The 20,963-nt window shown below is 70.0% G+C and carries 20 protein-coding genes and 4 pseudogenes; 7 read left to right on the top strand and 17 right to left on the bottom strand.

All coding sequences use genetic code 11. The annotated features are described in order from the left end of the window. Positions 1 to 338: 338 nt before the first annotated feature. Positions 339 to 605, bottom strand: coding sequence for a LapA family protein (locus IE136_RS26880; RefSeq protein ID WP_189601635.1), 267 nt, complete (start codon positions 603 to 605; stop codon positions 339 to 341). A gap of 506 nt (positions 606 to 1,111) precedes the next feature. Here IE136_RS26880 and IE136_RS26875 point away from each other — a divergent pair. Further along, positions 1,112 to 1,477 (top strand): amphi-Trp domain-containing protein, encoded by a 366-nt coding sequence (locus IE136_RS26875; RefSeq protein ID WP_158983622.1) that lies wholly within the window; start codon positions 1,112 to 1,114, stop codon positions 1,475 to 1,477. A 421-nt stretch (positions 1,478 to 1,898) separates the two neighbouring features. Here IE136_RS26875 and IE136_RS26870 read toward each other — a convergent pair. Beyond that, positions 1,899 to 2,024, bottom strand: a pseudogene (locus IE136_RS26870) (IS982 family transposase); the annotation flags it as partial. A 226-nt stretch (positions 2,025 to 2,250) separates the two neighbouring features. Between IE136_RS26870 and IE136_RS36020 the strand changes: the two are divergent. Next, a pseudogene (locus IE136_RS36020) lies at positions 2,251 to 2,367 on the top strand (ATP-binding protein); the annotation flags it as partial. A 146-nt stretch (positions 2,368 to 2,513) separates the two neighbouring features. Here the strand turns inward: IE136_RS36020 and IE136_RS26865 are convergent. Next, positions 2,514 to 3,124, bottom strand: a pseudogene (locus IE136_RS26865) (carbonic anhydrase). Positions 3,125 to 3,804: 680 nt separating this feature from the next. On the opposite strand from IE136_RS26865, the gene IE136_RS26860 reads away from it, so the two are divergent. From IE136_RS26860 to IE136_RS26850, 3 genes are all read left to right on the top strand, one after another. Beyond that, complete coding sequence (locus IE136_RS26860) at positions 3,805 to 4,026, top strand: hypothetical protein (RefSeq protein WP_158983628.1); 222 nt, start codon at positions 3,805 to 3,807, stop codon at positions 4,024 to 4,026. An 87-nt stretch (positions 4,027 to 4,113) separates the two neighbouring features. Continuing rightward, complete coding sequence (locus tag IE136_RS26855; protein WP_189601634.1) at positions 4,114 to 4,626, top strand: hypothetical protein; 513 nt, start codon at positions 4,114 to 4,116, stop codon at positions 4,624 to 4,626. A gap of 240 nt (positions 4,627 to 4,866) precedes the next feature. Continuing rightward, positions 4,867 to 5,850, top strand: a complete 984-nt coding sequence (locus IE136_RS26850; protein WP_189601633.1) for a phosphotransferase family protein — start codon at positions 4,867 to 4,869, stop codon at positions 5,848 to 5,850. 127 nt (positions 5,851 to 5,977) lie between these two features. Here IE136_RS26850 and IE136_RS36835 read toward each other — a convergent pair. Then, positions 5,978 to 6,513, bottom strand: a pseudogene (locus IE136_RS36835) (transposase). Here IE136_RS36835 and IE136_RS26840 point away from each other — a divergent pair. Continuing rightward, positions 6,458 to 6,601 carry a hypothetical protein gene (locus IE136_RS26840; protein WP_189601631.1) on the top strand — a complete coding sequence of 48 codons (144 nt, stop codon included), beginning with the start codon at positions 6,458 to 6,460 and terminating at the stop codon, positions 6,599 to 6,601. The pseudogene IE136_RS36835 and the gene IE136_RS26840 overlap by 56 nt on opposite strands. Before the next feature lie 1,656 nt (positions 6,602 to 8,257). Further along, positions 8,258 to 8,647 carry a hypothetical protein gene (locus IE136_RS26835; protein ID WP_189601650.1) on the top strand — a complete coding sequence of 130 codons (390 nt, stop codon included), beginning with the start codon at positions 8,258 to 8,260 and terminating at the stop codon, positions 8,645 to 8,647. Positions 8,648 to 8,729: 82 nt separating this feature from the next. Here IE136_RS26835 and hypE read toward each other — a convergent pair whose 3' ends face one another. From hypE to IE136_RS26775, 13 genes are all read right to left on the bottom strand, one after another. Continuing rightward, positions 8,730 to 9,803 (bottom strand): hydrogenase expression/formation protein HypE, encoded by a 1,074-nt coding sequence (hypE, locus tag IE136_RS26830; protein ID WP_308432473.1) that lies wholly within the window; start codon positions 9,801 to 9,803, stop codon positions 8,730 to 8,732. Next, complete coding sequence (gene hypD / locus IE136_RS26825; RefSeq protein ID WP_189601630.1) at positions 9,796 to 10,920, bottom strand: hydrogenase formation protein HypD; 1,125 nt, start codon at positions 10,918 to 10,920, stop codon at positions 9,796 to 9,798. Before hypD ends, hypE begins: the two co-directional genes overlap by 8 nt. Next, a complete protein-coding gene (locus IE136_RS26820) occupies positions 10,917 to 11,237 on the bottom strand; it encodes a HypC/HybG/HupF family hydrogenase formation chaperone (RefSeq protein WP_158983643.1) in 321 nt (106 codons plus the stop codon). The genes hypD and IE136_RS26820 overlap by 4 nt, the downstream gene beginning before the upstream one ends. Before the next feature lie 51 nt (positions 11,238 to 11,288). Beyond that, entirely contained in the window at positions 11,289 to 13,637 is a 2,349-nt protein-coding gene (hypF, locus tag IE136_RS26815; protein ID WP_189601648.1) for a carbamoyltransferase HypF, read from the bottom strand. Between the two features lie 53 nt (positions 13,638 to 13,690). Further along, positions 13,691 to 14,518 carry a hydrogenase nickel incorporation protein HypB gene (hypB, locus tag IE136_RS26810; protein WP_189601629.1) on the bottom strand — a complete coding sequence of 276 codons (828 nt, stop codon included), beginning with the start codon at positions 14,516 to 14,518 and terminating at the stop codon, positions 13,691 to 13,693. Positions 14,519 to 14,521: 3 nt separating this feature from the next. Continuing rightward, on the bottom strand, positions 14,522 to 14,917 hold the full coding sequence (locus IE136_RS26805; protein WP_158983649.1) for a hydrogenase maturation nickel metallochaperone HypA/HybF: 396 nt from the start codon (positions 14,915 to 14,917) through the stop codon (positions 14,522 to 14,524). Positions 14,918 to 15,052: 135 nt separating this feature from the next. Then, positions 15,053 to 15,160, bottom strand: a complete 108-nt coding sequence (locus IE136_RS36830) for a DUF6893 family small protein (RefSeq protein ID WP_373309141.1) — start codon at positions 15,158 to 15,160, stop codon at positions 15,053 to 15,055. A 10-nt stretch (positions 15,161 to 15,170) separates the two neighbouring features. Further along, on the bottom strand, positions 15,171 to 15,719 hold the full coding sequence (locus IE136_RS26800; protein ID WP_158983651.1) for a hydrogenase maturation protease: 549 nt from the start codon (positions 15,717 to 15,719) through the stop codon (positions 15,171 to 15,173). Beyond that, entirely contained in the window at positions 15,716 to 17,164 is a 1,449-nt protein-coding gene (locus tag IE136_RS26795; RefSeq protein WP_189601628.1) for a hypothetical protein, read from the bottom strand. Before IE136_RS26795 ends, IE136_RS26800 begins: the two co-directional genes overlap by 4 nt. Further along, positions 17,161 to 17,868, bottom strand: a complete 708-nt coding sequence (locus tag IE136_RS26790) for a DUF6084 family protein (RefSeq protein ID WP_158983657.1) — start codon at positions 17,866 to 17,868, stop codon at positions 17,161 to 17,163. Before IE136_RS26790 ends, IE136_RS26795 begins: the two co-directional genes overlap by 4 nt. Next, positions 17,865 to 18,533, bottom strand: a complete 669-nt coding sequence (locus tag IE136_RS26785) for a DUF5947 family protein (protein ID WP_229819178.1) — start codon at positions 18,531 to 18,533, stop codon at positions 17,865 to 17,867. The genes IE136_RS26790 and IE136_RS26785 overlap by 4 nt, the downstream gene beginning before the upstream one ends. Beyond that, positions 18,530 to 19,129, bottom strand: a complete 600-nt coding sequence (locus tag IE136_RS26780; RefSeq protein ID WP_189601627.1) for a NifU-related iron-sulfur-binding protein — start codon at positions 19,127 to 19,129, stop codon at positions 18,530 to 18,532. Before IE136_RS26780 ends, IE136_RS26785 begins: the two co-directional genes overlap by 4 nt. Continuing rightward, the gene (locus IE136_RS26775; protein ID WP_158983664.1) at positions 19,126 to 20,910 is read right to left on the bottom strand and encodes a nickel-dependent hydrogenase large subunit; all 1,785 of its coding nucleotides are present in this window, start codon (positions 20,908 to 20,910) and stop codon (positions 19,126 to 19,128) included. The genes IE136_RS26780 and IE136_RS26775 overlap by 4 nt, the downstream gene beginning before the upstream one ends. Positions 20,911 to 20,963: the final 53 nt, after the last annotated feature.

Genomic DNA, 20,963 nt, shown 5'->3' with positions numbered 1-20,963 from the left:
GTCGAGTGGACGCTGCTGTGGATCGAGAACACCGCAAGTCAGCTGACCGAGGGCCCGTCGTCGGAGGTAGGGCAGCGCCTGGTGGAAGGCATCCGTTGTGACGTGGACGCTGCCGGAGCCGATGCTGAGCGCTCCCGTACCCAGCCCTGATCTGCGGCCGGGCTGGGCGGGCGACTCCAAGTGGGACGGGTTCCGGGCGGTCGTCTCCCGTCGACGCGGGGCCGGGTGGTGCTGCACTCCAGGCGCGGCACTGAATCGGGGCCGGCGTTTCCGGAGGTCGTGGCCGGGGCCGTGCAACTGCCGGATGCGACCGCGCTGGACGGCGACACTCAGAGGGTTTACCTCGGGTGCCGGTTATGTCGTTTGGGGCGCCGCTGCAGAGTGAAGAGGCAGGCGAGCATTCCGAGGCCCCAGGCGATCAGGAGGGCACCCCACAGCGGCATGGTCACCTCTGGGATGAGGAGGCGGATCTTGACACTCGTGCGGTTTTCGAAGATGAAGACCAGAGCGATCGCGGTGATCAGAGCGAACGGTGCGAGGCGGCGGACGCCGGGGCGGGAAAGAAACGGCGTGTGCGCCTTAGGGTCTGTGCCGGTCTGAGCCATAGGGTGCCTCTTCCTCGGGTTGGTCCCTTGTCCAGCGTCTTCTCCCAGCACGTGGCGCGCGACCGAAGCGACCGCAGCCGGTGAGCGTGACGGTGGCTGGAGGGAGCGTCCTGGGCTGACGGCTGGAGGTTGCTACTCGCGGTCGGGAGAAAGCGGGCGGCGAGGGGTGAGTGCTCGCCTTTCAGGCGGGCTCGGAGCGGCCGACGGATGCGTAGGCGCGGACCCGCTTTCTGGCCTGCGACCAAGTCATCGAGAGCGGCCGGTCAGGCACCCGGGGTGCGCCGCGCACTCCACTGGATGAGATTGGAGGTAGCCCGACCGGCGAACGCGCGGGACCGTACGACATGAAGGAGCCGACGACCGTTCTGGGCCATCGTCCTGATCGCGATCAACGGCTTCGTGATCTGAGCGCTGTACACCGCCCCCAGCCCGTCGGAGCGATGAAGCAGGGGGATGGCCCCGGGTTGCGGCCCAGGACAAAGGCCGTCTCCAGATGAGAGGCACCCATGAAGGACTTCAAGTTCGAACAGAAGCGCTCGCTGTCACGCCTCGAGGCGGCTGACCAGCTCACGGCGCTCGCAGCCGCGCTGAGAGAGGGCGGGAATGCCGAACTGGAACTCAGCCCCGGGACACTGAGCCTGCGGATCCCCGACGACCTCCGCAGCGAGATGGAGGTCGAGATCGGCGACGGGGAGATCGAGCTGGAGATCGAGTTCACATGGCCGACCTCACCGACCCGGACAGCACCATCGCGCACGGGCGCAGGCCGCAAGGGAGCCACAGGAAAGAGCGTGTCCGCCAAGCCGGGGCGCAGCAGTACGGGCACCAGCAGGAACAAGAACGCGAAGCGGTCCGCTAAACAAACGCCCTGATCCGCGTAGCGGTCGCCCGGACGCAGTGGTCGGTGGCGGTGCCCCCCCACGTCGACGCCCTGCACCCAACGCTCGCGCTGCTGTCCAGGTGCCGGCTTGCGGCCCTACGGGGTGAAGGAGCCCGTGCCCGCCAGGACGAGACGCAAGCACCTGAGTCCTGTCACTGTCCCGCCCGCCATGTCGAACTCACGCCGGAGGCAGTACCGATGACCAGCCGCCAGACACCCGGGGCAACACCCGCGCCGATCGCCGCTACGCTGAACACGCCCACCCTGTGCCGGGCCGAGACCCCACAGGGACGCTCTCAGGCAGAGAGCCGCAGCAGGATCGCCGACCGCGCGGCGCACACCCCCGCGGACGACACCACGCAGGTGTCCGCCCCTTCTGCTCCTCCGCCTTCTAGACGAGTCATTCCGAATGATCAGTGGTCGTAGGCGATCAGTGATCGTGTGACCGGCTGGCGGGTCTTGTGGTTGTGCCAGATCGCGGCGGCCATCGCGAGGATGCGCTGGGCGACGCGGACGGCGACGCCCTCGAAGGTCCGGCCTCTCCAGATGGCCTCGGGTTCGGCGACGCCCGCGCCCTCGAGGAACACGACCAGGTCGTGGTCGCTGTAGGCGGTGCGAGGATCTTGTCCTGGCCGTGGCTGTGCACGGTGACTCTCCGGCCGCCCGAGTGGGAGGGCCGGTGCACGACGATTGGCGCGTTGGTCACGCTTTCCAGCGTGCCCCGGGCCGGTTCGGTGGGCGAGTCGGCCCGGAGCGTCAGGAAGTGTGAACGGCGGCACCGGAGGCTTCGGCTGGCCCATGGTCGACCGGCTCGCCCGCGCCACCGCCGTAACCCGCCAGGCGGCCGGCGGCAAGACCGTAAGCGCCCTACTCCCCAGGTAAAGCCAAGACACCGGGTCGGCCCGGCCGCCCCCGGAGCGCTCTCGCCCATCACAGCTGCCGACGCGGCCGCTCTCGCTTGTCGCCCGCGACGGCTTCTTCGGGGCCGGCATCCCGGACCGTCGGCTCGGTGCAGTCGAAGTACTGCGTCATGAGCCTGTTTCGTCCTCTTCGGTGATGTCGCCGCGTGACGTGACGAGCCGTGCGGTGCCTTCGGCGAGCTGGTAGCCGAGACCTACAACGGCCACTTCCCCTGCTTCGACCTGTTCCGAGAGCCGGCGTGAACGGTCGAGGAGCAGGTCGACCGTGTGGCGGATGTGCTCGTCCACGTCGCTGGCGGAGGTCAGTCCGGCCGCGCGGGCGGCGAGGATGCTCGGGGTGACGCGTTCGACGACGTCACGGACGAAGCCGCCGACGGAGAGGCCGTCCTCCACGGCCGCCCGGGCGGCCGCGACGGCGCCGCACGAGTCGTGTCCGAGGAGGACGACCAGGCGGGCGCCGAGCACGCTGGTCGCGTACTCCACGCTCCCCAGCACCTCCGAGCCCAGAACATGCCCGGCGGTACGGACCACAAAGAGATCCCCGAGCCCCTGGTCGAAGATGATCTCGGCGGCCAGCCGCGAGTCGGAGCACCCCAGCACGACGGCAAAGGGGTCCTGCCCAGGAGCGAGCTCCGTACGCCGGGCGGCCTCCTGATGGGGATGCCAGGTGCCCCGGCTACGAAGCGCTTGTTGCCGGACAAGAGGGAGTCGAAGGCCATGGCGGGCGAAGTTCTCGGCAGGACGGCGGCATAAATCCGGCCTCCGCCCGCACATCGGAGGGGCCTCGTGCCCGCCGCTCATCACGCTCCGTGGCAGCGTACTTCGTCTGTGGAGTCCTGCCCGGCGTGAGGCATACGCAAAAGATCAGGACAGCTTCGCCATCGCGGCGAAGAACGCGAACCGCAGGCGCACGTGCCCGGCGGGGTCGTAGATCCCGGCCAGGGACCCGGCGAGCATCTCCAGGACAGGCCGTGGGCTACGAGGTGGTCGGCGAGCGCGGTCAGTTCGGCGGCGTCGCGGCCGAGCTGCAATCTCATGCACGGTGAAAATCACCCGGCAGTGTGAGGGCGTGCGCCTTGATCTCCCCGGGCGGCGGCGAGTGGGGCCTCGAACTTGAGGCGTACCCGCACCCGGGTGCTGATCCTCTCGGCGAAACCCACCGCAGATGGCTTGCCAGGGTCGCCTTCCGCTTGTCCGTCGCGGCGGCTTCCTGCCGGGCGCGCTCAGCTCGAAGGGAGCGCGTGATTCCGCAGCCGCACGGCCCGAAGGGCGCCCCCCTTGGTCCAGTCAGCAAACGGGTGCATCCGAAGGCACCGTTGGGACCGTGGTGCTGCGGTGGGGAACCGATGGACGGTGATGCCGGAATCAGCCCGGCGCACCATGAGAGAGGAGCCGCACGATGGAGCAGTCCGAGCTGGAGAGCAAGGTTCAGCAGTTGGAGAAGGGCCTGGCCGTCCAGGAGGCGTCCATGGCTGGGGCGCAGGCCACGCAGGCGGCGGCGCAGGCGGGGATGACGTCGACGTTCACCGCGACGCAGACGGGGACGTGGGCGGTGATGGCCGCCGGAAGTGTCGCACTGGTGGTGGGGATCTTCCTCGGTATGGCCATCGCCAAGGACTGACGGCCGGTCCCCGCCCTACTGGGAACCGGCGTTTGGCTTTGCACCGCCCCCTGCCCGCACTCTTACCGCCTGGCTGCTGTTCGGGACGTGTGCGGGCAGGCCGGGTCTCTTTTTTGTTGGAGCCGTTCCCTTGCGCCAGCGCTTGCCGGTCCGCCGGTTGATCCCGACGATCTTGCAGGCCTCGCGGCTGCTCTGTCCCGGGCGGCGGTGAGCTGGGCCTGGGAGAAGAGCATCTCTGCGAGTCAGCAGAAGGTCCGCCCGATCGGCGATGGCGCAACGCAGGCGTACGTCGTGGCGTACCGCCGCTACGTCGGCGGCGTCATGATGCCCATGCGCCTGGACATCACCATCACTACGACGGGGCGAATCATCGGTTTCATGGCCAAGAACGCGGCGGACCCCGTGCTGCCTCCGGTCACAGTCGGCGAAGCTGAAGCCAGGAAGCTTTCGGAGAAGGTCACTGGTCTGAAATCTGAATCGACCTTGCTTGTTGCACAGCAGGTCGGCGGCCGCTGGCTGCCGGTATGGCTCGTGGGTAGCGGCAAGAACGATGTCACGATCGATGCTGTGACCGGCCAACACGTCCCGATTGCCCCGTAGGTGAACCCCGCCCCCCTCTGCCGAATTGTGGGGGGCTTCGTCGTGCGGGGGTCAGGGAACGGCTGGCGGCTTCGGGGGGTCGGAGCCGCTTCCCGGCCTGAACCAACCGAGAGGCCCTGACCGAGCAGTCAGCTGGCCAGCGACCTCTCATGCAGGCGCCTCATCCCCGGCGGTTGCAAGACACTGTTGGCGAATTCGGTTTACGGTATGCGTTCGCTGGGGGGCGGATAGTCTGCCGCCATGGGTTCGGGTGAGGGGGCCGAGGGCATCGGCGCGGATCTTGACAGTCGGGGCTGGGGCGCCACGCGCTCCTGGGTGGAGAAGGGGCTGTCCGAGGCGGAGCGCATCGAAAAGGTTGTGCGGCTGCGTGGCGGCTGGACGTCGGAGATGCGCCGCCTGGACCTCTGTGGTCCGGGTGGTCGGCGCTCACTGGTCCTGCGGTCCTTCGTCAAGCCTTTCTTCGTTCGCCATGCGGAGGGCCTGCTGACCCGTGAGGCGACTATCTTGCGCCTGCTCGGTGACACGGACGTGCCCGCGGCCACGCTCGCGGCGGTGGACGCCACGGCGCAGTACTGCGATCACCCCTCCTTGCTGATGTCCCTGTTGCCGGGGACCGTGCGCCTGGGCGATCAGGGTGCTGATGACCGCGCTGACCTGCTGGCCCGGCAGCTGGTGCGTATCCATCAGCTGCCGGTGACCGCGCAACAACGGCCTCGCAGTTATCAGGCCTGGGCCTCTCCCGAGCGAGTGACTCTGCCCGCAGCCACCGAGCGGCCTGAGCTCTCGCAGCGGGGTGTCGACGTCATCCGCCGGGAGCGCCCGGCCTATCAGGGTTGCTTCCTGCACCGGGACTTCCACCCTGGCAACGTCCTCTTCACAGGCACCGACGATGATCTTCAGATCAGTGGTGTCGTCGACTGGGTGGAGACCTCTTGGGGGCCGACCGACTTGGACGTGGCTCATTGCTCGACGGCCCTCGCCCTGCTGCACGGGATTCCCGCCGGCATGCGCTTCGCCGATCGCTACGTCGCTGCGGGAGGAACTTTGGCCGAAGACGGCACCGCCCATCTCTACTGGCGGCTGCTGGACGCGTTGGGTTTTGCTCCGGACGCGGAGAAGGTCGCTGTTCCCTGGCGTGAACTGGGCCGCGTCGATCTGACAGCCAGTGTCCTGTCTCAAAGGCTGGAGGGATACATTGAATCCCTTTTCAGCAGCTATGCCTGAACCGTCGTCGCCGGGGTGAACGCCTACGAGCAGGAGTTCTGCGCGGTGGGCCGGAGAGCTGTCAGGTCAGAAACGCGCGTCCGGGCCCGTGGGGCGTCGGTCCACCAGGCGTTGAGGCGGTGGAAGTTCATCGCGTGGCCGTGAGTTGGTGTTGCAGTCGGGCCTTGGCGACCCCGTGATAGCGGCATCGCCGCAGGCCGAAGGCTCGAACGCCTTGGGAGATCGTGCCTTCGACACCGGCCCGGTGCGCATACTGTTCCTTCCACTCCTGGGTGTCTTCCTGGGCCCGTGCCTGTTGGAGCGGGTGCACTGCTCTCGGGCCTTGCAGGGACGGCAGGCAGCCGTCGGGAACCGTGCCCGGACCACGGCTGTCCCCTCCTGGGAGCGGTCTTCGGTCCAACGGCTGCTGGTCGCGCCGTTGGGACAGGTCACCTGCTGGTTCTCCCAGTCGATAGCGAAGTCAGCGTGGGAGAAGCCACCGCCGTCCTTGGTCTGCCAGCTGGTGGACGCGAGGATGGGGCCCACCAGGCTGACTTTGTGATTCCGGCGGGCGGCGACCACTTCCCGGGCTGTCGCGTAGCCCGCGTCGACCAGGTGGCGCTTGCAGATGATGGGCACTGATGAGATCCACGTCACTGGAAACCACGACTGGCGAGAGACCATCCCCCATGGACGCAAGCTCAGCGAAATGAAGGACAAGCCCCAGGAGGGCTACGTCTTCGACACCGACAAGGCCCTGTACCTCAGCTAGGGAGCTGACCGATGGCAGACACTGGATGGCAGCGCTTCGGGCTCTACGGGGCTGACGGCATGCCGCAGAACGCACACGGCGGACTGGCTCTCGCCGCTCCCTGGAGGAACTGGTTCGGCGGTCCCTCCGGGAGGGGGGTATCAAGTCCCCCGTCACGACGACACGGGGTCTCAACGGCCGCCTGAGATACCTGGCAACGCACGAGGGTGGCGTGGCGTGGCGGCATTGCGTGAGGCGGGCGCGGCCGTTACGGACGGCACCATTCGCCGCTGGTTCAGTCGCGTCCAGCGGCCCGGCGCCGCCAACCCGAGAACTCGTGGACACCGCCTACTGGACTCTGCGTGCCCACAACATGCTGAAATATCTGGGCTGGCTGAAGAGGCACGTGGACAACAAGGGGCGGGGGATCACCCTGGAGATCTACCCCGTCGACCTTCGATTTCAGCATGGAGATGATCGATCCGAACGCACCGGAGTGGGTGTGGTGGGCCGTCCCCTACGTGTTCGGACTCAGCATCGTCTCGGAGGCATTGGCGCTGCCCTCCTTCGGCCTGGTACGAGGGTGGGGCGAGGTGGCGCCCACCTGGCTGCCGGTCATCGGAGGAAGGCGCATTCCGCCCTTCGCAGCCATCGTCCCCGCCGCGCTCGGCGGCCCGGGCGCGACTGCCTTCTGGGCACCCACGCTGCTGTACTGGCTCCACGTCCCCGGCTTCGACGGAGTTGGCTTCTCCAGCGTCGGGTGGGAGGTATTGGCGAAGGTCTGCATCACCCCAGGCATGTTGTGGGGCCCTCTGGTGCTGGCACTGACCTACGCCTACTACGCACGCCGCTGCCGGCCTCACACTGACCGAGACGTTTGCTGTGGTTGTCTCCCCCGACCCTGGGGCGGCCGACCCCTGGCTGGGCCTGCATGCCGCGGAGTCCGCCGGGCGAGGCAGTCGGGGCCATGGACCGACACGCCCATTCCTTCGGCGGTCTGCGCTCGGCGCTCGGGAAGCCAGGCTGAGCGAAGCCCAGCGCACAGGCCGACACAGGCCACAGGACAAATGACCCAACCCCATCACTCGAAACAACACCGGCGACACGACATCCCCCCACCCGAACGACCCTCGAACCAACACGTGCCGTCGCCTCATCATCACAAGGAGCACCCACATGACCCGAGCCCGCACCCGGCGTCTCGTTCGGATCAGTGCCACCGCCGCCCCACGTTCAGGATGAACCAGCCGTTGCCAGGCCCTGACACCAGCGGCAACGCCACCGCCGCCCCACGTTCAGGATGAACCAGCCGTTGCCAGGCCCTGACACCAGCGGCAACGCCACCGCCGACGAGGGATACGCCAACCCGAAGCCGTAGTGGCGAACCCCTCCGTCTACGCGACCGACCACCTCAACTGGCCCTGACCGGCTCCCGTGACAACTACAGCTGAAGAAGTACTGGTCATCGAGCCCTACAGGCACCCCAGCGCCGACGCCGCCCCGCTTTCGGAGAGCAGCGCTTGATGTACGGCCCAGCCAGCGCGCCCAGGACGGATTGCCCCGGCGGCAGGCCGTGCCCATATGGCGAATTTCGGCATAAGTGGGAGAATCAAGCTATTCATGGGATGGCGCGCGTACCCACCCGCCATCACCGTCACAGGACAGGCAGGCCAGGTCATGGCGAAGAAGCCGGAGTCGTCCCAGCCGTCACAGGGCGAGGGGCCAAGCAGGCACCAGGGCAAGCACCAGCACGGCTGGGCACCGGATGTGGACGAGACGCACCAGCAGGACAACCCGAGCGCGCACCGTTCGTTCCATACGGACGAGTACGCCCCCGGGAAGGGCCCGGGCCGGAAGGTCTCCCGAGAGGAGAAGGCGCCGGTGCCGGGTGACACGGTGAAGAGCCTCAGCGACCGGGGGGAGGACCACGCCAAGGCGAAGGACGAGGAAGGCATGCACGACCGGGGCCGCAAGGGTCGATCCCAACGGCCCAGCGGCAGCAAGGACGCCTCGGCCTTCACGGGCGTGGACCCGCAGGACCCGCCCGACAAGCACAAGAGGGGCTGACACAGCCCGGCTCGCGCCGCCGCGCCCCCGCGGCGGCGCGGTCACATGGCGGCGCGGTCACGGCGCCGCCGGTCACATGCGGTCAGCAGATCCGGGGCAGCTGCTCCCCGATCGGCAGGTCGACAACACGCGTGCCCCCGAGGCCCGTGCGGGCCACCACCATGCCGGGGTGGGCCTCCACGGCCTCACCGATCACCGTCGCCGCCGCGCCCAGGGGGTGGGCGCGCATCGCGTCCAGGACCGCGTCCGCGTGCTCGCGGGGGACGAACGCGACCAGCTTGCCCTCGTTTGCCACGTACAGCGGATCCAGGCCCAGGATGGCGCAGGCATTGGCCACGGTCGGCGGGACGGGAACGCTGCGTTCCTGGATGACCACACCGGTGCCGGAAGCGGCCGCGATCTCGTTGAGCGCGGCGGCCAGGCCTCCCCGGGTGGGATCCCGCAGGACGTGCAGGTCCGGGGTGACCGCCAGCATGGCCTCGACGAGTCCGCCGAGAGCCGCGCAGTCGCTCTCGATCTCGACGCCGAACTCCAGACCCTCGCGCACACTCATGATCGCCACGCCGTGGACGCCGATGTCCCCACTGACGATCACCACATCACCGGGGACGACGCGCTGCGGCCTCAGATCGACCCCTGCCGGGATGAGACCGATCCCGGAGGTGTTGATGTAGATGCCGTCCCCGTGGCCGGCTTCCACGACCTTGGTGTCGCCGGTCGCGACCTCCACCCCAGCTGCTCGGGCGGCCGCACCCATGGCCTCGGCCACGCGTCCCACCACGGCGACCTCGGCACCCTCCTCCAGGATGAATCCGCAGGACAGGTATGCGGCCCGGGCGCCGCTCATGGCCAGGTCGTTGACGGTGCCGTTGACGGCGAGGTCACCGATGCTCCCGCCGGGAAAGAACAGCGGCCGCACGACGAAGGAGTCGGTGGAGAATGCCAGTCGGGCTCCGCCGAGGGACACGGCGGCGGAGTCGCCCAGCTGAGCCAGGACCTCTCCGCCGAAGGCAGGCGCGAAGATGTGCTGGACCAGTTCGGCGGAGAGTGCACCACCGCCGCCGTGGCCCATGACCACCCGGGGATGGTCGCGCAGCGGGGCCGGACAGGTCCAGGCGGTGAGGTCCGGCGCACGGAGCTCGGTGATGTCAGGCAACGGGGCTCCCCTCCAGGGGTGCGGTGGTGGTGTCGAGGCGCCGGTAGAGGTAGTACGCGGCACACGCCCCCTCGCTGGAGACCATCGTGGCCCCGAGCGGGCTACGGGGAGTGCAGGTGGTACCGAACGCCTCGCACTCGTTCGGCTTCAGCAGGCCTTGCAGCACCTCGCCACTACGGCACTCGGCCGGCTCCTGGGTGTGGATGCCGGTCACCGAGAAGCGGTATTCGGCGTCGTAGTCCCGGTAGCGGGGGGACAGCCGCCAGCCGCTGTCGGGGATCACTCCGATGCCGCGCCAGGCCCGGTCGGTGACCTCGAACACGTCCTCCAGCATGGCCAGGGCGGAGGGGTTCCCTTCGGGCCGGACCGCACGCGAGTAGGCGTTCTGGACCGTGTGCTCGCCGCGCTCCAGCTGCCGTACGGTCCGGCGTACGCCTTCCAGGATGTCCAGCGGCTCGAATCCGGTGACCACGATGGGGACCCGGTACCGGTCGGCCAGTGCGGGATACTCGCCGATGCCCATGACGCTGCAGACGTGTCCCGCGGCGAGGAAGGCCTGGACCCGGCAATCCGGGGACCGCATGATCGCCTCGATCGCCGGAGGCACCCGCACGTGGGACACCAGCAGGCTGAAGTTCCGGATCCTCAGGCGGCGGGCCTGGTGGACCGTCATGGCGTTGGGCGGCGCGGTGGTTTCGAAGCCGATGCCGAAGAACACCACCTCGCGATCCGGGTTCTCCCTGGCGATCCGCAATGCGTCGAGCGGGGAGTACACCACCCGTACGTCGCCTCCCTCAGCGCGGACCTGGAACAGGTCGCGGCCGGTGCCGGGGACGCGGAGCATGTCCCCGAACGAGCAGAAGATCACCTCGGGGCGGGAGGCGATCTCCATCGCCTTGTCGATGACCTCCAGCGGAGTGACACACACGGGGCAGCCCGGCCCGTGGATCAACTCCACCGGTTCGGGGAGGAGCTGGTCGATGCCGTGCCGGATGATGGTGTGCGTCTGTCCCCCGCACACCTCCATCAGGGCCCATGGTCTGGTCACCGTGGAATGGATGTCGTCGAGCAGGCGCCGGGCCAGGTCGGGGTTCTGGAATTCGTCGATGTACTTCACTTCTGGACCTCCTGCGGTGCTCCACTGCCATCGGGCCACGGGGCTCCGCCCGCCTCCGCGGCCAGTTCCCACGGGTCTGCGAACTCCTCCTGGAGCATCCCGAGAGTCGCGAAGAGGTCGAGCGTCTGCCTCGCCGACTGCTCGTCCAGGCGCTGGAGGGCGAACCCGACGTGCACGATCGCGTACTCGCCGACCTGGAGGTCCGGCAGGTATTCCAGGCACACCTCCTTCACGACGCCGCCGAAGTCGACGGTGGCCATACGCGTGCCGTCACGAAGCTCGATGTCCATCACTTTCCCGGGTACCGCCAGGCACATGGGGGTTCTCCTCGCTGTGGTGGTCCGTGCACCCGCCGTGCGGGTGGGGCGTCAGTCGGCGGTTCTGTGGCCGGCGATCACCAGTTGGCCGAGCGCCAGTCCCCCGTCGTTCGGGGGCACTTGGTTGTGGCGCAGCACCGTGAAACCGTCCTTCCGCAACGCCTCGGCGCAGGCCGAGGAGAGCAGCACATTGGCGAACACCCCGCCGGTCAGGGCGACGGTGTCCAGCCCGTGCCGCTCGCGTACCACGCCGCAGGTGCGGTGGACGAGGGCGGCGAGCGCGCGGTGGAAGCGTGCCGCGACGACTGCCGACGGGACACCGGCGCGTACGTCGTCCACGATCGCCGCCAGGACGGGCGCGGGGTCAGCGGTCCACGCCGCCTCGAGGGCCCGCTCAGGAGGGCGGAGGGCGAACGCGTAGCCGGTACGACCTTCCGCGGCGCCCTCGGTGCTCTCGGTGCTCCCGGCGGTGAGCGCCGCGGCCTCCAGTTCGATGGCGGCCTGCGCCTCGTATCCGACCCGGTGGCACACCCCCGCGAGCGAGGACACGGCGTCGAAGAGCCGGCCCATGCTGGATGTGGGTGCGCAGTTCAGGTTCCGCTTCATCTGGACTTCCAGCACCCGCCGTTCCTCGGGCGGGCAGACCGCCACGCAGGGCAGGTCGTCCGTCCAGGCGATGCCGGCCGCGCGCAGGTGTGCCAGTGCCATGCGGTAGGGCCGGTGCACGGCGGCGTCGCCACCCGGCAGCGGGACATAGGCGAGGTGGGCGAACCGGGTGAAGCCGTCGTAGTCGGCGAGCAGGAACTCCCCGCCCCACACTGCCCCGTCGTCGCCGTATCCGGTGCCGTCGAAGGCGACGCCGATCACCCGGTGGGTACCGTCCAGCCCGTGCTCGGACATCGCCGCCGCGACGTGGGCGTGATGGTGCTGCACCCGCACGAGGGGCCGGCCGGCCGCGTGCCGCTCGGCCCACTGACCGGAGCGGTAGCCGGGGTGCCGGTCGGCGGCCAGCGCCAGGGGAGCCACCCCCGTGATCGACTCCAGCTGCCGCTCGGCGCGCTCGAAGGCGTACTGCGTGGCGAGGTCGTCCATGTCCCCGATGTGGGCGGACAGCCAGGCGCGGCGGTCGTCGGCCAGGCCGAACGCGTTCTTCAGGTCTCCCCCGACCGCGAGGGCGGGCCTGACGGACACCGGCAGGGTGATGGGCAGGGGGGCGTAGCCGCGTGAGCGGCGCAGGATCATGGGTTCTCCGTCGCACACCCGCACCACGGAGTCGTCGCACGGCACCTGGATCGGGCGGTCGTGCGTGAGCCAGGCGTCGGCCAGGTGAGCCAGCCGCTCCAGTGCCTGGGCGTCGTCGGTGACGATGGGTTCGCCGGCCGTGTTCCCGCTGGTCATGACGAGCAGGCGCGGCCCTGCGGGGTCTGCGGGCAGGCCGAGCAGCAGGTGGTGCAGGGGTGTGTACGGAAGCATGACACCCAGGTCCGGGCTGGCGGGCGCGACGGCGTCCGACACTCCCGGGGCCCCGAGCCGCGGTAGTGGCACGGCCCGGCGCCGGCAGAGGACGATGGGCCGCGCTCCGCCGGTCAGCAGGGCGCGCTCCGCGGGGCCGATGTGCACGAGGTGCTCGATGTCGGCGCTGTCGCGGGCCATGAGGGCGAAGGGCTTGTCGCCGCGGGCCTTGCGGCGGCGCAGCAGGGCCACCGATTCGGCGTGGGAGGCGTCGCACGCAAGGTGATAGCCGCCGAGGCCCTTGACGGCGAGGATGGCGCCGTCGGCCAGGAGCCTGCGGGCCTCCGCGACGGGGTCCGCGGCGGGCACCTCACGGGGGGTGCCGTCCTCGCCGGTGCGCAGCAGACGCAGGCGGGGCCCGCAGGCGGGGCAGGCGACGGGCTGCGCGTGAAACCGGCGGTCGGCCGGATCGGCGTACTCGCGGGCGCAGTCGGGACACATCGGGAAGCCGGCCATCGTGGTGTGGGCCCGGTCGTACGGCAGGCCGGTGACGATGGTGAAGCGCGGGCCGCAGTGCGTGCAGGTGATGAACGGGTGGCGGTGGCGCCGGTCGGCCGGATCGGCCAGCTCGGCGAGGCATGCGGCACAGGTGGCCACGTCCGGCGAGACCAGCGTGCGCCCCGGTCCCTCGGACCGGGAGGCGATGATGGTGAACCCCGCACCGCCGGAGGCGGGAACGTCCTGGTGGTCGACGGACTCCACCACGGCCAGCGGGGGCGCTTCCGCGGCGATCCGGTCGCAGAACAGTGCCACGGCTGAGGGTGCCCCCTCGACCTCCGCCACCACGCCTTCCGCGGTGTTGCTCACGTGGCCGGACAGCTCCATGGCCGTGGCCAGGCCGTACAGGAACGGCCGGAAACCCACGCCCTGTACGACACCCCGGACCATGACCCGGCGGCGCTGTGGTGCGGGGACGCCGGCAGTGCCCGGATGCGGAGCGCTCACGCGCGGGGCTGGGCGGAGGGGCCGGCGGATGTCACGTACGCGGACTGCCCGGGATCATCCGCACAGTCGTGGGGGTGGGCGTGGGGGTGCGAACCGTTCGTCTGCGGGGAGCCGTCCGTGTGGTGGTGCCCTCGGTGCCGGCGGCCCATGACCGGTTCGTGTGCCGGCTCTCCGTCCGCCACCGCCATCGCCCGGTCGAGCAGCACGCCCAGCCCTTCGCCCCGGCGGGCGGAGGTCAGGACCACCTCCACTCCGGGGTTGACCTGCTCGACGTGGGCGCGGAACGCCGGCTCGTCGAACCCGACGGCATCGGCGATGTCGGTCTTGGTGACCACCACGAGCTGGGCGAGGCCGAAGGCGGTGGGGTACTTCAGCGGCTTGTCCTCGCCCTCGGTGACCGAGGCGAGTACGACCCGCAAGGCCTCACCGAGGTCGTAGGAGGCGGGGCAGACCAGGTTCCCGACGTTCTCCACGAACACCAGCCGAGTGGAGTCCGGCAGCCATCCCTCCAGATGCCGGCCCAGCATGTCCGCCTCGAGGTGGCACAGTCCGTCGGTGAGGACCTGCTTGACCGGCACGCCGGAGCGGGCCAGGCGCCTGGCGTCGTTCTCCGTGGCGAGATCGGCGGTCAGCGCGGCGACCGGCACTCCCCGCTCACGTGCGAGGAGGAGTTCGCCTTCCAGCAGGGCCGTCTTCCCGCTCCCTGGGCTGGACAGCAGATTGATCACGGTGGTGCCCCGCGCTGCCATTCCGGTGCGCAGCGCGTGGGCGGTGGTCTCGTTCTTGGCGAGGACCGCCTGCTGCAGGTCGACGACTCGGCACATGGTTCAGCGCTCCTCGGAGACAGGTTCTGGGGTGCGGTCACGGGCCGGACCGTCTTCCCACCGCACACTGACGATCTGCAGCTCGCGGCCGGAGAGAAGTTCGGCGGTCGCCTGACCGCATGCCGGGCAGCACAGTTGCGGAGGCGTGCCGACCGCCCAGTCGTCCACGCAGGTAGCGCAGCCGGCGCGGCCGGGCACCGATTCGGCGATCAGTTCGGCGCCCTCCAGGAGGGTCCCCACGCAGGCGAGCTCGAAGCAGAAGGCCAGTGCGTCGGGGACGACCCCGGCCAGCTCGCCCACCTGGAGCCGCACGGAGGTGACAGCCCGGACGCCGCCGGCCTTGGCGGCCGCTTCCTCCACCTGGCCGACAACGGCCATCGCGATGGACATCTCGTGCATCGGTCTCCGTCCTGGCGCAGGCCGGTCAGAGTGCGGCCCGTCCGCTGGGCACCATTACACGGCGGGCTGCGGGGGCGGGCTCCGTGACTCGCCGGTGCCGCACCCCGCGTGCCCCCGTTCGGTGCAGCGGCCGCGTCACATCCTGCGGATGCGCAGGTAGCGCCTGATGTCGGGCAGGACCTGCCTGACCAGGGCGAGCAGGGCGGTAGCGGCCACGGCGCTGCCGATCACGGACTTCTTCATGGTGTGCTCCTCATGTTCCGGCCGGTCGTGCCACGGCACTGCGTCCGGGTGCTTCATGGGTGCTCGGGCCTACGAGGTCCAGGACGCATCGAACGGCCTCGGGTACGGCGGCGGCCACCTCGGGGCTGAGGCCGATGCCCTCCTCGACGGACGCGGGTTCGCATCCCACCACCAGCGTGCGCCGCGGAGGCGTCGCACCGGTGCCGGAACACAGGGTGTCCAGGAGGGCCAGGACCGCGTCGGGCGACATGTGGTGTCCGTCCAGCACGGCCCCCTCGGGCTCGAGGCCGCCCGGCGTTCCCGCTTCGATGAGGTACACGGCCCCCGGGTCGCCGCCGCGTGCCGTGGCGTCGACGAGGATCAGCGTGTCGTATCCGTCGAGCAGTTGGTACGCGAGGTGTACGCCCCGTACTCCGATGTCCACGACCTCGACGTGCTCGGGCAGTTGGCGCCCGGTCAGCGCGCGCACCGTCTCCACGCCGAAGCCGTCGTCGCCGAGGAAGATGTTGCCGACTCCGGCGACCAGGGTCCGGCCGCTGCCGGGCGGAGCGGTGTTCACGCGTCCTCCGGAAGGGCTACCTCGTCGGGCTGGAAGTACAGAAACCGTCCCTGTTCGCGGCGGATGTCCGCGCCGGGATCGCCTTCGACGGTCACGGCGAGGTGCACTCCCCCGTCCACGTCGTGGAGTACGGCCTCGACCAGGGCGCTGCGCCCGTGCAGGAACAGGTCCTGTGCGTCGGTGCGGCGCAGGCCGGGACGCAGCAACACGCGGCTGCCCGCGGCGACCGGGCGGCCGTCGACCAGTACCCGGTCGGTGGCCGGGTCGAGACCGGCGTCGCCCGCAGGATCCCACCAGGGCGTGTCGGGACGGGAGACACCGGGCGCGTCGAAGGGGTCGGGCGGTGCGGGCGAGTCCGTACCGGCGAGTCCGGACGGGCCCGGTCCGGTGATCTCGCGCAGGGCCCGGACCGCTCCGTGGAGTCGTTCCAGTACCTCGGGCGGCATGGAGTCGGCCAGGTCGATCACGGCGGCGGCCTTCGCGTCGGTCCCGCGGGCCTCGCGCTTCTCCTGGTCGGTCAGAGCAGCGGTGCGCAGGGCGAGGATCTCGTCGATCTCGGTGGCGTCGTACAGCACCCCCGGGCTCTCCGGGGCGATGGCGGGGTGGTCCTCCAGGATGATCGGGGAAGAGAGCACCAGGTCGGCGCGGCCGGGTTCGCCGGCCAGCACCGGCCAGGTGTTCCGGTTCCGGCAGGACGCCACCGCTCCCTTGGCCCACTCCGGCGGGTCCGTCATCGAGACGAAGGAGCCGGTGTCGAGGCAGAGCATGAGGTGGGTGGAGACAAGCGAGTGGGGCAGTGCGGCGTCGCGGTCGGCAGCGCCGTCGGCCGGGGCCCACGTGCTGGTGTTCTCCACCACGGCCGTCAGCCGCATCACCCGGTACGGGCCGTCGAGTTCGCTCGCGGACAGCCGTACGACGCCGGCGGCCTCGTCGTACCGACGGACGAGGCGGCCCACCAGCGTGCCGTCCGCGCCGTGAACCGGTTCGGTCTCTTCACCGGCGGGCCGGGCGAAGGGGACGACGATCCCGTCTCCGGTCAGTTCGGCCACGGTCGCCACGATCTCAACGCGTTCTTCGGTGCCTTCGTCCCAGGGGACCAGGACGCGGTCGTGGAGGTGCAGTTCCGCCACCGTTTCGAACGTGCCGTCCGGCCGGGCGCGTTGGACGGTGCGTCGCTGGGCGCGCAGGAACCGCACCTCGGCCGCCAGCGTGGCGCCTGCTCTGGGTTCCATCAGGCATTCGGTGCGCTGGAAGGCGTGTTCCTCGCGGTCGGCGCCCCAGGCGGGCGGTACGAGCACCCCGAACTGCCAGCGCAGCCGGTTCTTGGCCGCCGAGGCCCGGTAGGGATAGAGCACGTAGCCCTCGAACAGGACCGCGTCGGCCACCTGCCGCGCGGTGGCGAACCGGGACTCCGTCTCGGGGCTGAACACGGCCGTCGTGGTCATGTCGCCGTCCTCTCGGTGACGCGCGGCGCTGGGCCATCGGAACGGGGCAGGGTGCGGACCGGTGTCCGGTGAGCCGCCGGGGCGGCCGCCTCCAAGAGTGCGCGCACGGTCGCCTCCCAGGAGGGCAGCGCCCGCTGCGACCGGAACGCGAGCAGGGCGTCCATGGTGTCGTGGGGCAGCCGGATCCAGCCGCAGCCTGGAAAGTGCTGTTCGAGCATCTCCCGCCATACCTCCACGGGCATCCGGTAGGTCGCCTCGCGGTCCCAGGGCACCGGCTGGACGCGGAACCCGCCGGCGCCGGTGAAGGCCGTTCCGGAGAAGAGCATGAGCAGCGGCACCTCGCCGCCGGAGAGGGCCGCGGCGTACCGGGTCGCGGCGACGTCCATGTCGTAGGTGCAGGGCACGACGAGGTCGATTTCCGTCTCCCCGGTGAAGCTGGGAACCATGAGGGAGACCTGCGCGAACTGCACCGGCTGAAGTGTGGTGCCCCAGCGCGAGCGCTCGCCGAAGAGGTCGGCCAGCTTGCCCGCTTCCTGCGCCTCGTAACCGCGGCGGGCCGGTTCAATGCGGATCTGGCAGCGGAGTGCGAGGGCGTGCACCCGGGTCTCGTCGGACGCGGTGACGCGCAGCCGGAAGACGAGGGTGGGGCCGGCAGCGTACGGGTCGGCGCGCACGCCCGTGCAGGCGAAGGAAAGCTCGGTCATGGTCTGCTTCCCTCTGTGACCGCCCGGGCCCGCTGCCCGACGTGCGCGAAGAACGACTGCAGAGCGGCCCGTGCCTCGGCTCCGCCGTCGAACCCCTGCCACAGCAGGCGCATGCGGCCCACCAACTCGTAGCAGATGTCGATCGGTACCAGGTAGCACTCGGTACGGCCCTCGTTGCGGTGCAGCAGCAGCGCCTCCACATCGGGTTCGAGCAGACCGGCCAGTCGGCTGGTCCCCAGTACGGTCTGCCAGGTCACCGGGTCGAGTTCGCTCTCCGTGGCACCGGCCGGGCTGGGGTAGAGCGCGACCAGCCGGTCCAGTGCGGCGTTGCGGAAGAAGAAGGCGACGCCGACCGGGATCTGCAGGAGGTCCCAGGCGGCGGCGTCGAAGGCGTGATCCGGGTCGGCCAGGTAGCGGTCCGGGACCGTGCGGAAGCGGCCGCCGCCGGCGCCGGGCTGGGCGAACAGCAGGGAGCACGAGGTGCAGGCGCAGGCCAGGGAGCGCTTCTCGGTGTCCACCAGGTGGCGGTGGTTGTCGTCGGCGACCGTCACCCCGCACAGCTCGCACCGTTCCGGCTGCGGGGTACGCGGCCCCGCGAACCGGCGCAGGCCCTGGGGCCGGGTGCCCGGTGCCGGGCGCTGCGGCCGGGCCCGCGGCGCGCTCACGGCGCCGCCGCCGGCGCCGGCCGGCCCGCGGTGCCGGTGGGCGGACGGGCGCCGATCTGCAGCAGGGCCGGCTCCTGGGGGGAGGGAGCCTCTTCCAGTTCCACGTGGCTCACTTCCGGGGCGAAACAGGCCAGGGCGTCCTCCACGACCTGCCGGGCCGACGGACCGGTGCCGGGGCAACCGCAGCCCGAGCCGCCGCCCGGTCCGGCGGTGGAGCGCAGCCGTAGGGTCCCGGTGGCGTCGTCGAATCCGAGGAGTTCCACGCCGTGCTCCCGGACGCTCTCCAGGGCGCGGGAGATCCGCGCCAAGGTGTCTTCGGGGTGCAGGTCGTGCAGGACGAGCAGGCTGGAGACCAGTTCGTCGCCGAGCAGCCCGCTCAGCGGGCCACCCTGCGCCGTGCGCGCCGCGGGGGCTTGCAGCAGTGTGACGATCCGGGCGAGGCCCGCGCCGTAGAAGTCCATCAGGACCCGGATCAGTTCCTCGGCCACCGCAGCCGCCGCGGGGTCCCCCGCGGCGGTCAGCCGGTCGAGGATCTCTTCGACGCGCCGCCCGGCCTCCTCCGCGTTCGGGGACCGCGGAGCCTCGGTCGCGCTCATCCGGCCAGGCCGCTCAGGCCGGTCGGCATGTGCATCTTCTGCACGGTCTTGCCGCCGCCCACGTACATGTGGACGCCGCAAGGCAGGCAGGGGTCAAAGCTGCGGACGGCGCGCATGATGTCGATCCCCTTGAAGTTCTCCGGCGGGTTCTCCTCAAAGATCGGCGTGTTCTGCACGGCGTCCTCGTACGGTCCGGGGGTTCCGTAGGTGTCGCGCGTGCTGGCGTTCCACGGGGTCGGCGGGTACGGGTGGTAGTTGGCGATCTTGCCGTCGCGGATCACCATGTGGTGCGAGAGGACACCGCGTACCGCCTCGGTGAAGCCGACGCCCAGGCCCTCGTCCGGTACCTCGAACTTCTCCCAGGTCTGCGTGCGTCCGGCGCGCACCTCCGCCAGACCCTGCTCCGCGCAGTGCAGCGCGATGGCCGCGGCGTAGGCCTGGAAGTACGTGCGGGCACGGTTGCGTTCCAGCGCGTTGCTCCACTTCGGGATCTTCCACTCGAAGCGGGTCTCGGGCTTGGTCATGGTGCGGGGCAGGGTGATGACGACGCTGTGCCCCGTGGCCTTGACGTAGCCGACGTCGACGAGGCCGGACAGGGCGGTCGACCACAGGCGGGCGATGGGGCCGCCTCCGGTGTCGAGAGCAAGGTAGTCCTTGCCGTCGAACCAGCGCGGCGACATCACCCAGCTGTAGTTGCCGTTGAAGTCCCGCTTCTGGGGGGCCGGGATCGTGTGCTGGTTCCAGGGGTGGCGCGGGTCGACGGGGTTGCCGAGCGGGTCGTGCGTGACGAACTGCTCCTTTCCTGCCCAGTCCTCGTAGTACGAGCTGCCCAGGAGGATGCGGATGCCGAGGTTGATCTCGGTGAGGTCGTTGGTGACCAGTTTGCCGTCGACGACGATGCCCGGGGTGACGAACATCTTCCGTCCCCAGTCGGTCATGTTGGCGTACGTGAAGTCGCAGTACTCGGGGTCGTTGAGGGCGCCCCAGCAGCCGAGCATCACGCGCCGCCGGCCGACCTCCTCGTACCCGGGCAGGGCTTCGTAGAAGAAGTCGAAGAGGTCGTCGTGGAGCGGGACGACGCGCTTCATGAACTCGACGTAGCGCATGAGGCGGCTCAAGTAGTCCGTGAAGAGCTGGACGGAGGCGATGGTGCCGACGCCGCCCGGGTAGAGCGTGGAGGGGTGCACGTGGCGGCCCTCCATCAGGCAGAACATCTCCCGCGTGTAGCGGCTGACTTGCAGCGCTTCACGGTAGAACTCGCCCTCGATGGGGTTGAGCGAGCGCATGATGTCGGCGATGGTCTTGTAGCCGTGGTCGCCGGCGTGCGGGGCCTCGGTGCGCTCGGCCAGCTCAAGTACGCCAGGGTTGGTCTCGCGGACCATCTTCTCGCAGTAGTCGACCCCGACCAGGTTCTCCTGGAAGATGTTGTGGTCGAACATGTACTCGGCGGACTCGCCGAGATTGATGATCCACTCGGCGAGGTGCGGCGGCTTGACGCCGTAGGCCATGTTCTGCGCGTACACCGAGCAGGTGGCGTGGTTGTCACCGCAGATCCCGCAGATGCGGCTGGTGATGAAGTGCGCGTCGCGGGGGTCCTTGCCGCGCATGAACACGCTGTAGCCGCGGAAGACCGACGAGGTGCTGTAGCACTCCGCCACCCGCTTCTGCTTGAAGTCGATCTTCGTGTGGATGCCGAGACTGCCCACGATCCGGGTGATCGGATCCCAGGCCATCTCCACCAGGCCACTGCCGTCGTCGCCGGCCTTCGTCTTCGGTGCCATCGTTTGCGCAGCGCCCTTCTTCAAGACTTCGTTACGGAGGGGGTCGGATCAGG

The sequence above is a fragment of the Streptomyces lateritius genome, assembly GCF_014649715.1.
Classification (GTDB): domain Bacteria; phylum Actinomycetota; class Actinomycetes; order Streptomycetales; family Streptomycetaceae; genus Streptomyces; species Streptomyces lateritius.
Note: the sequence above shows the minus strand (reverse complement) of the source record. Positions and strands in the feature narration are given on the sequence as shown.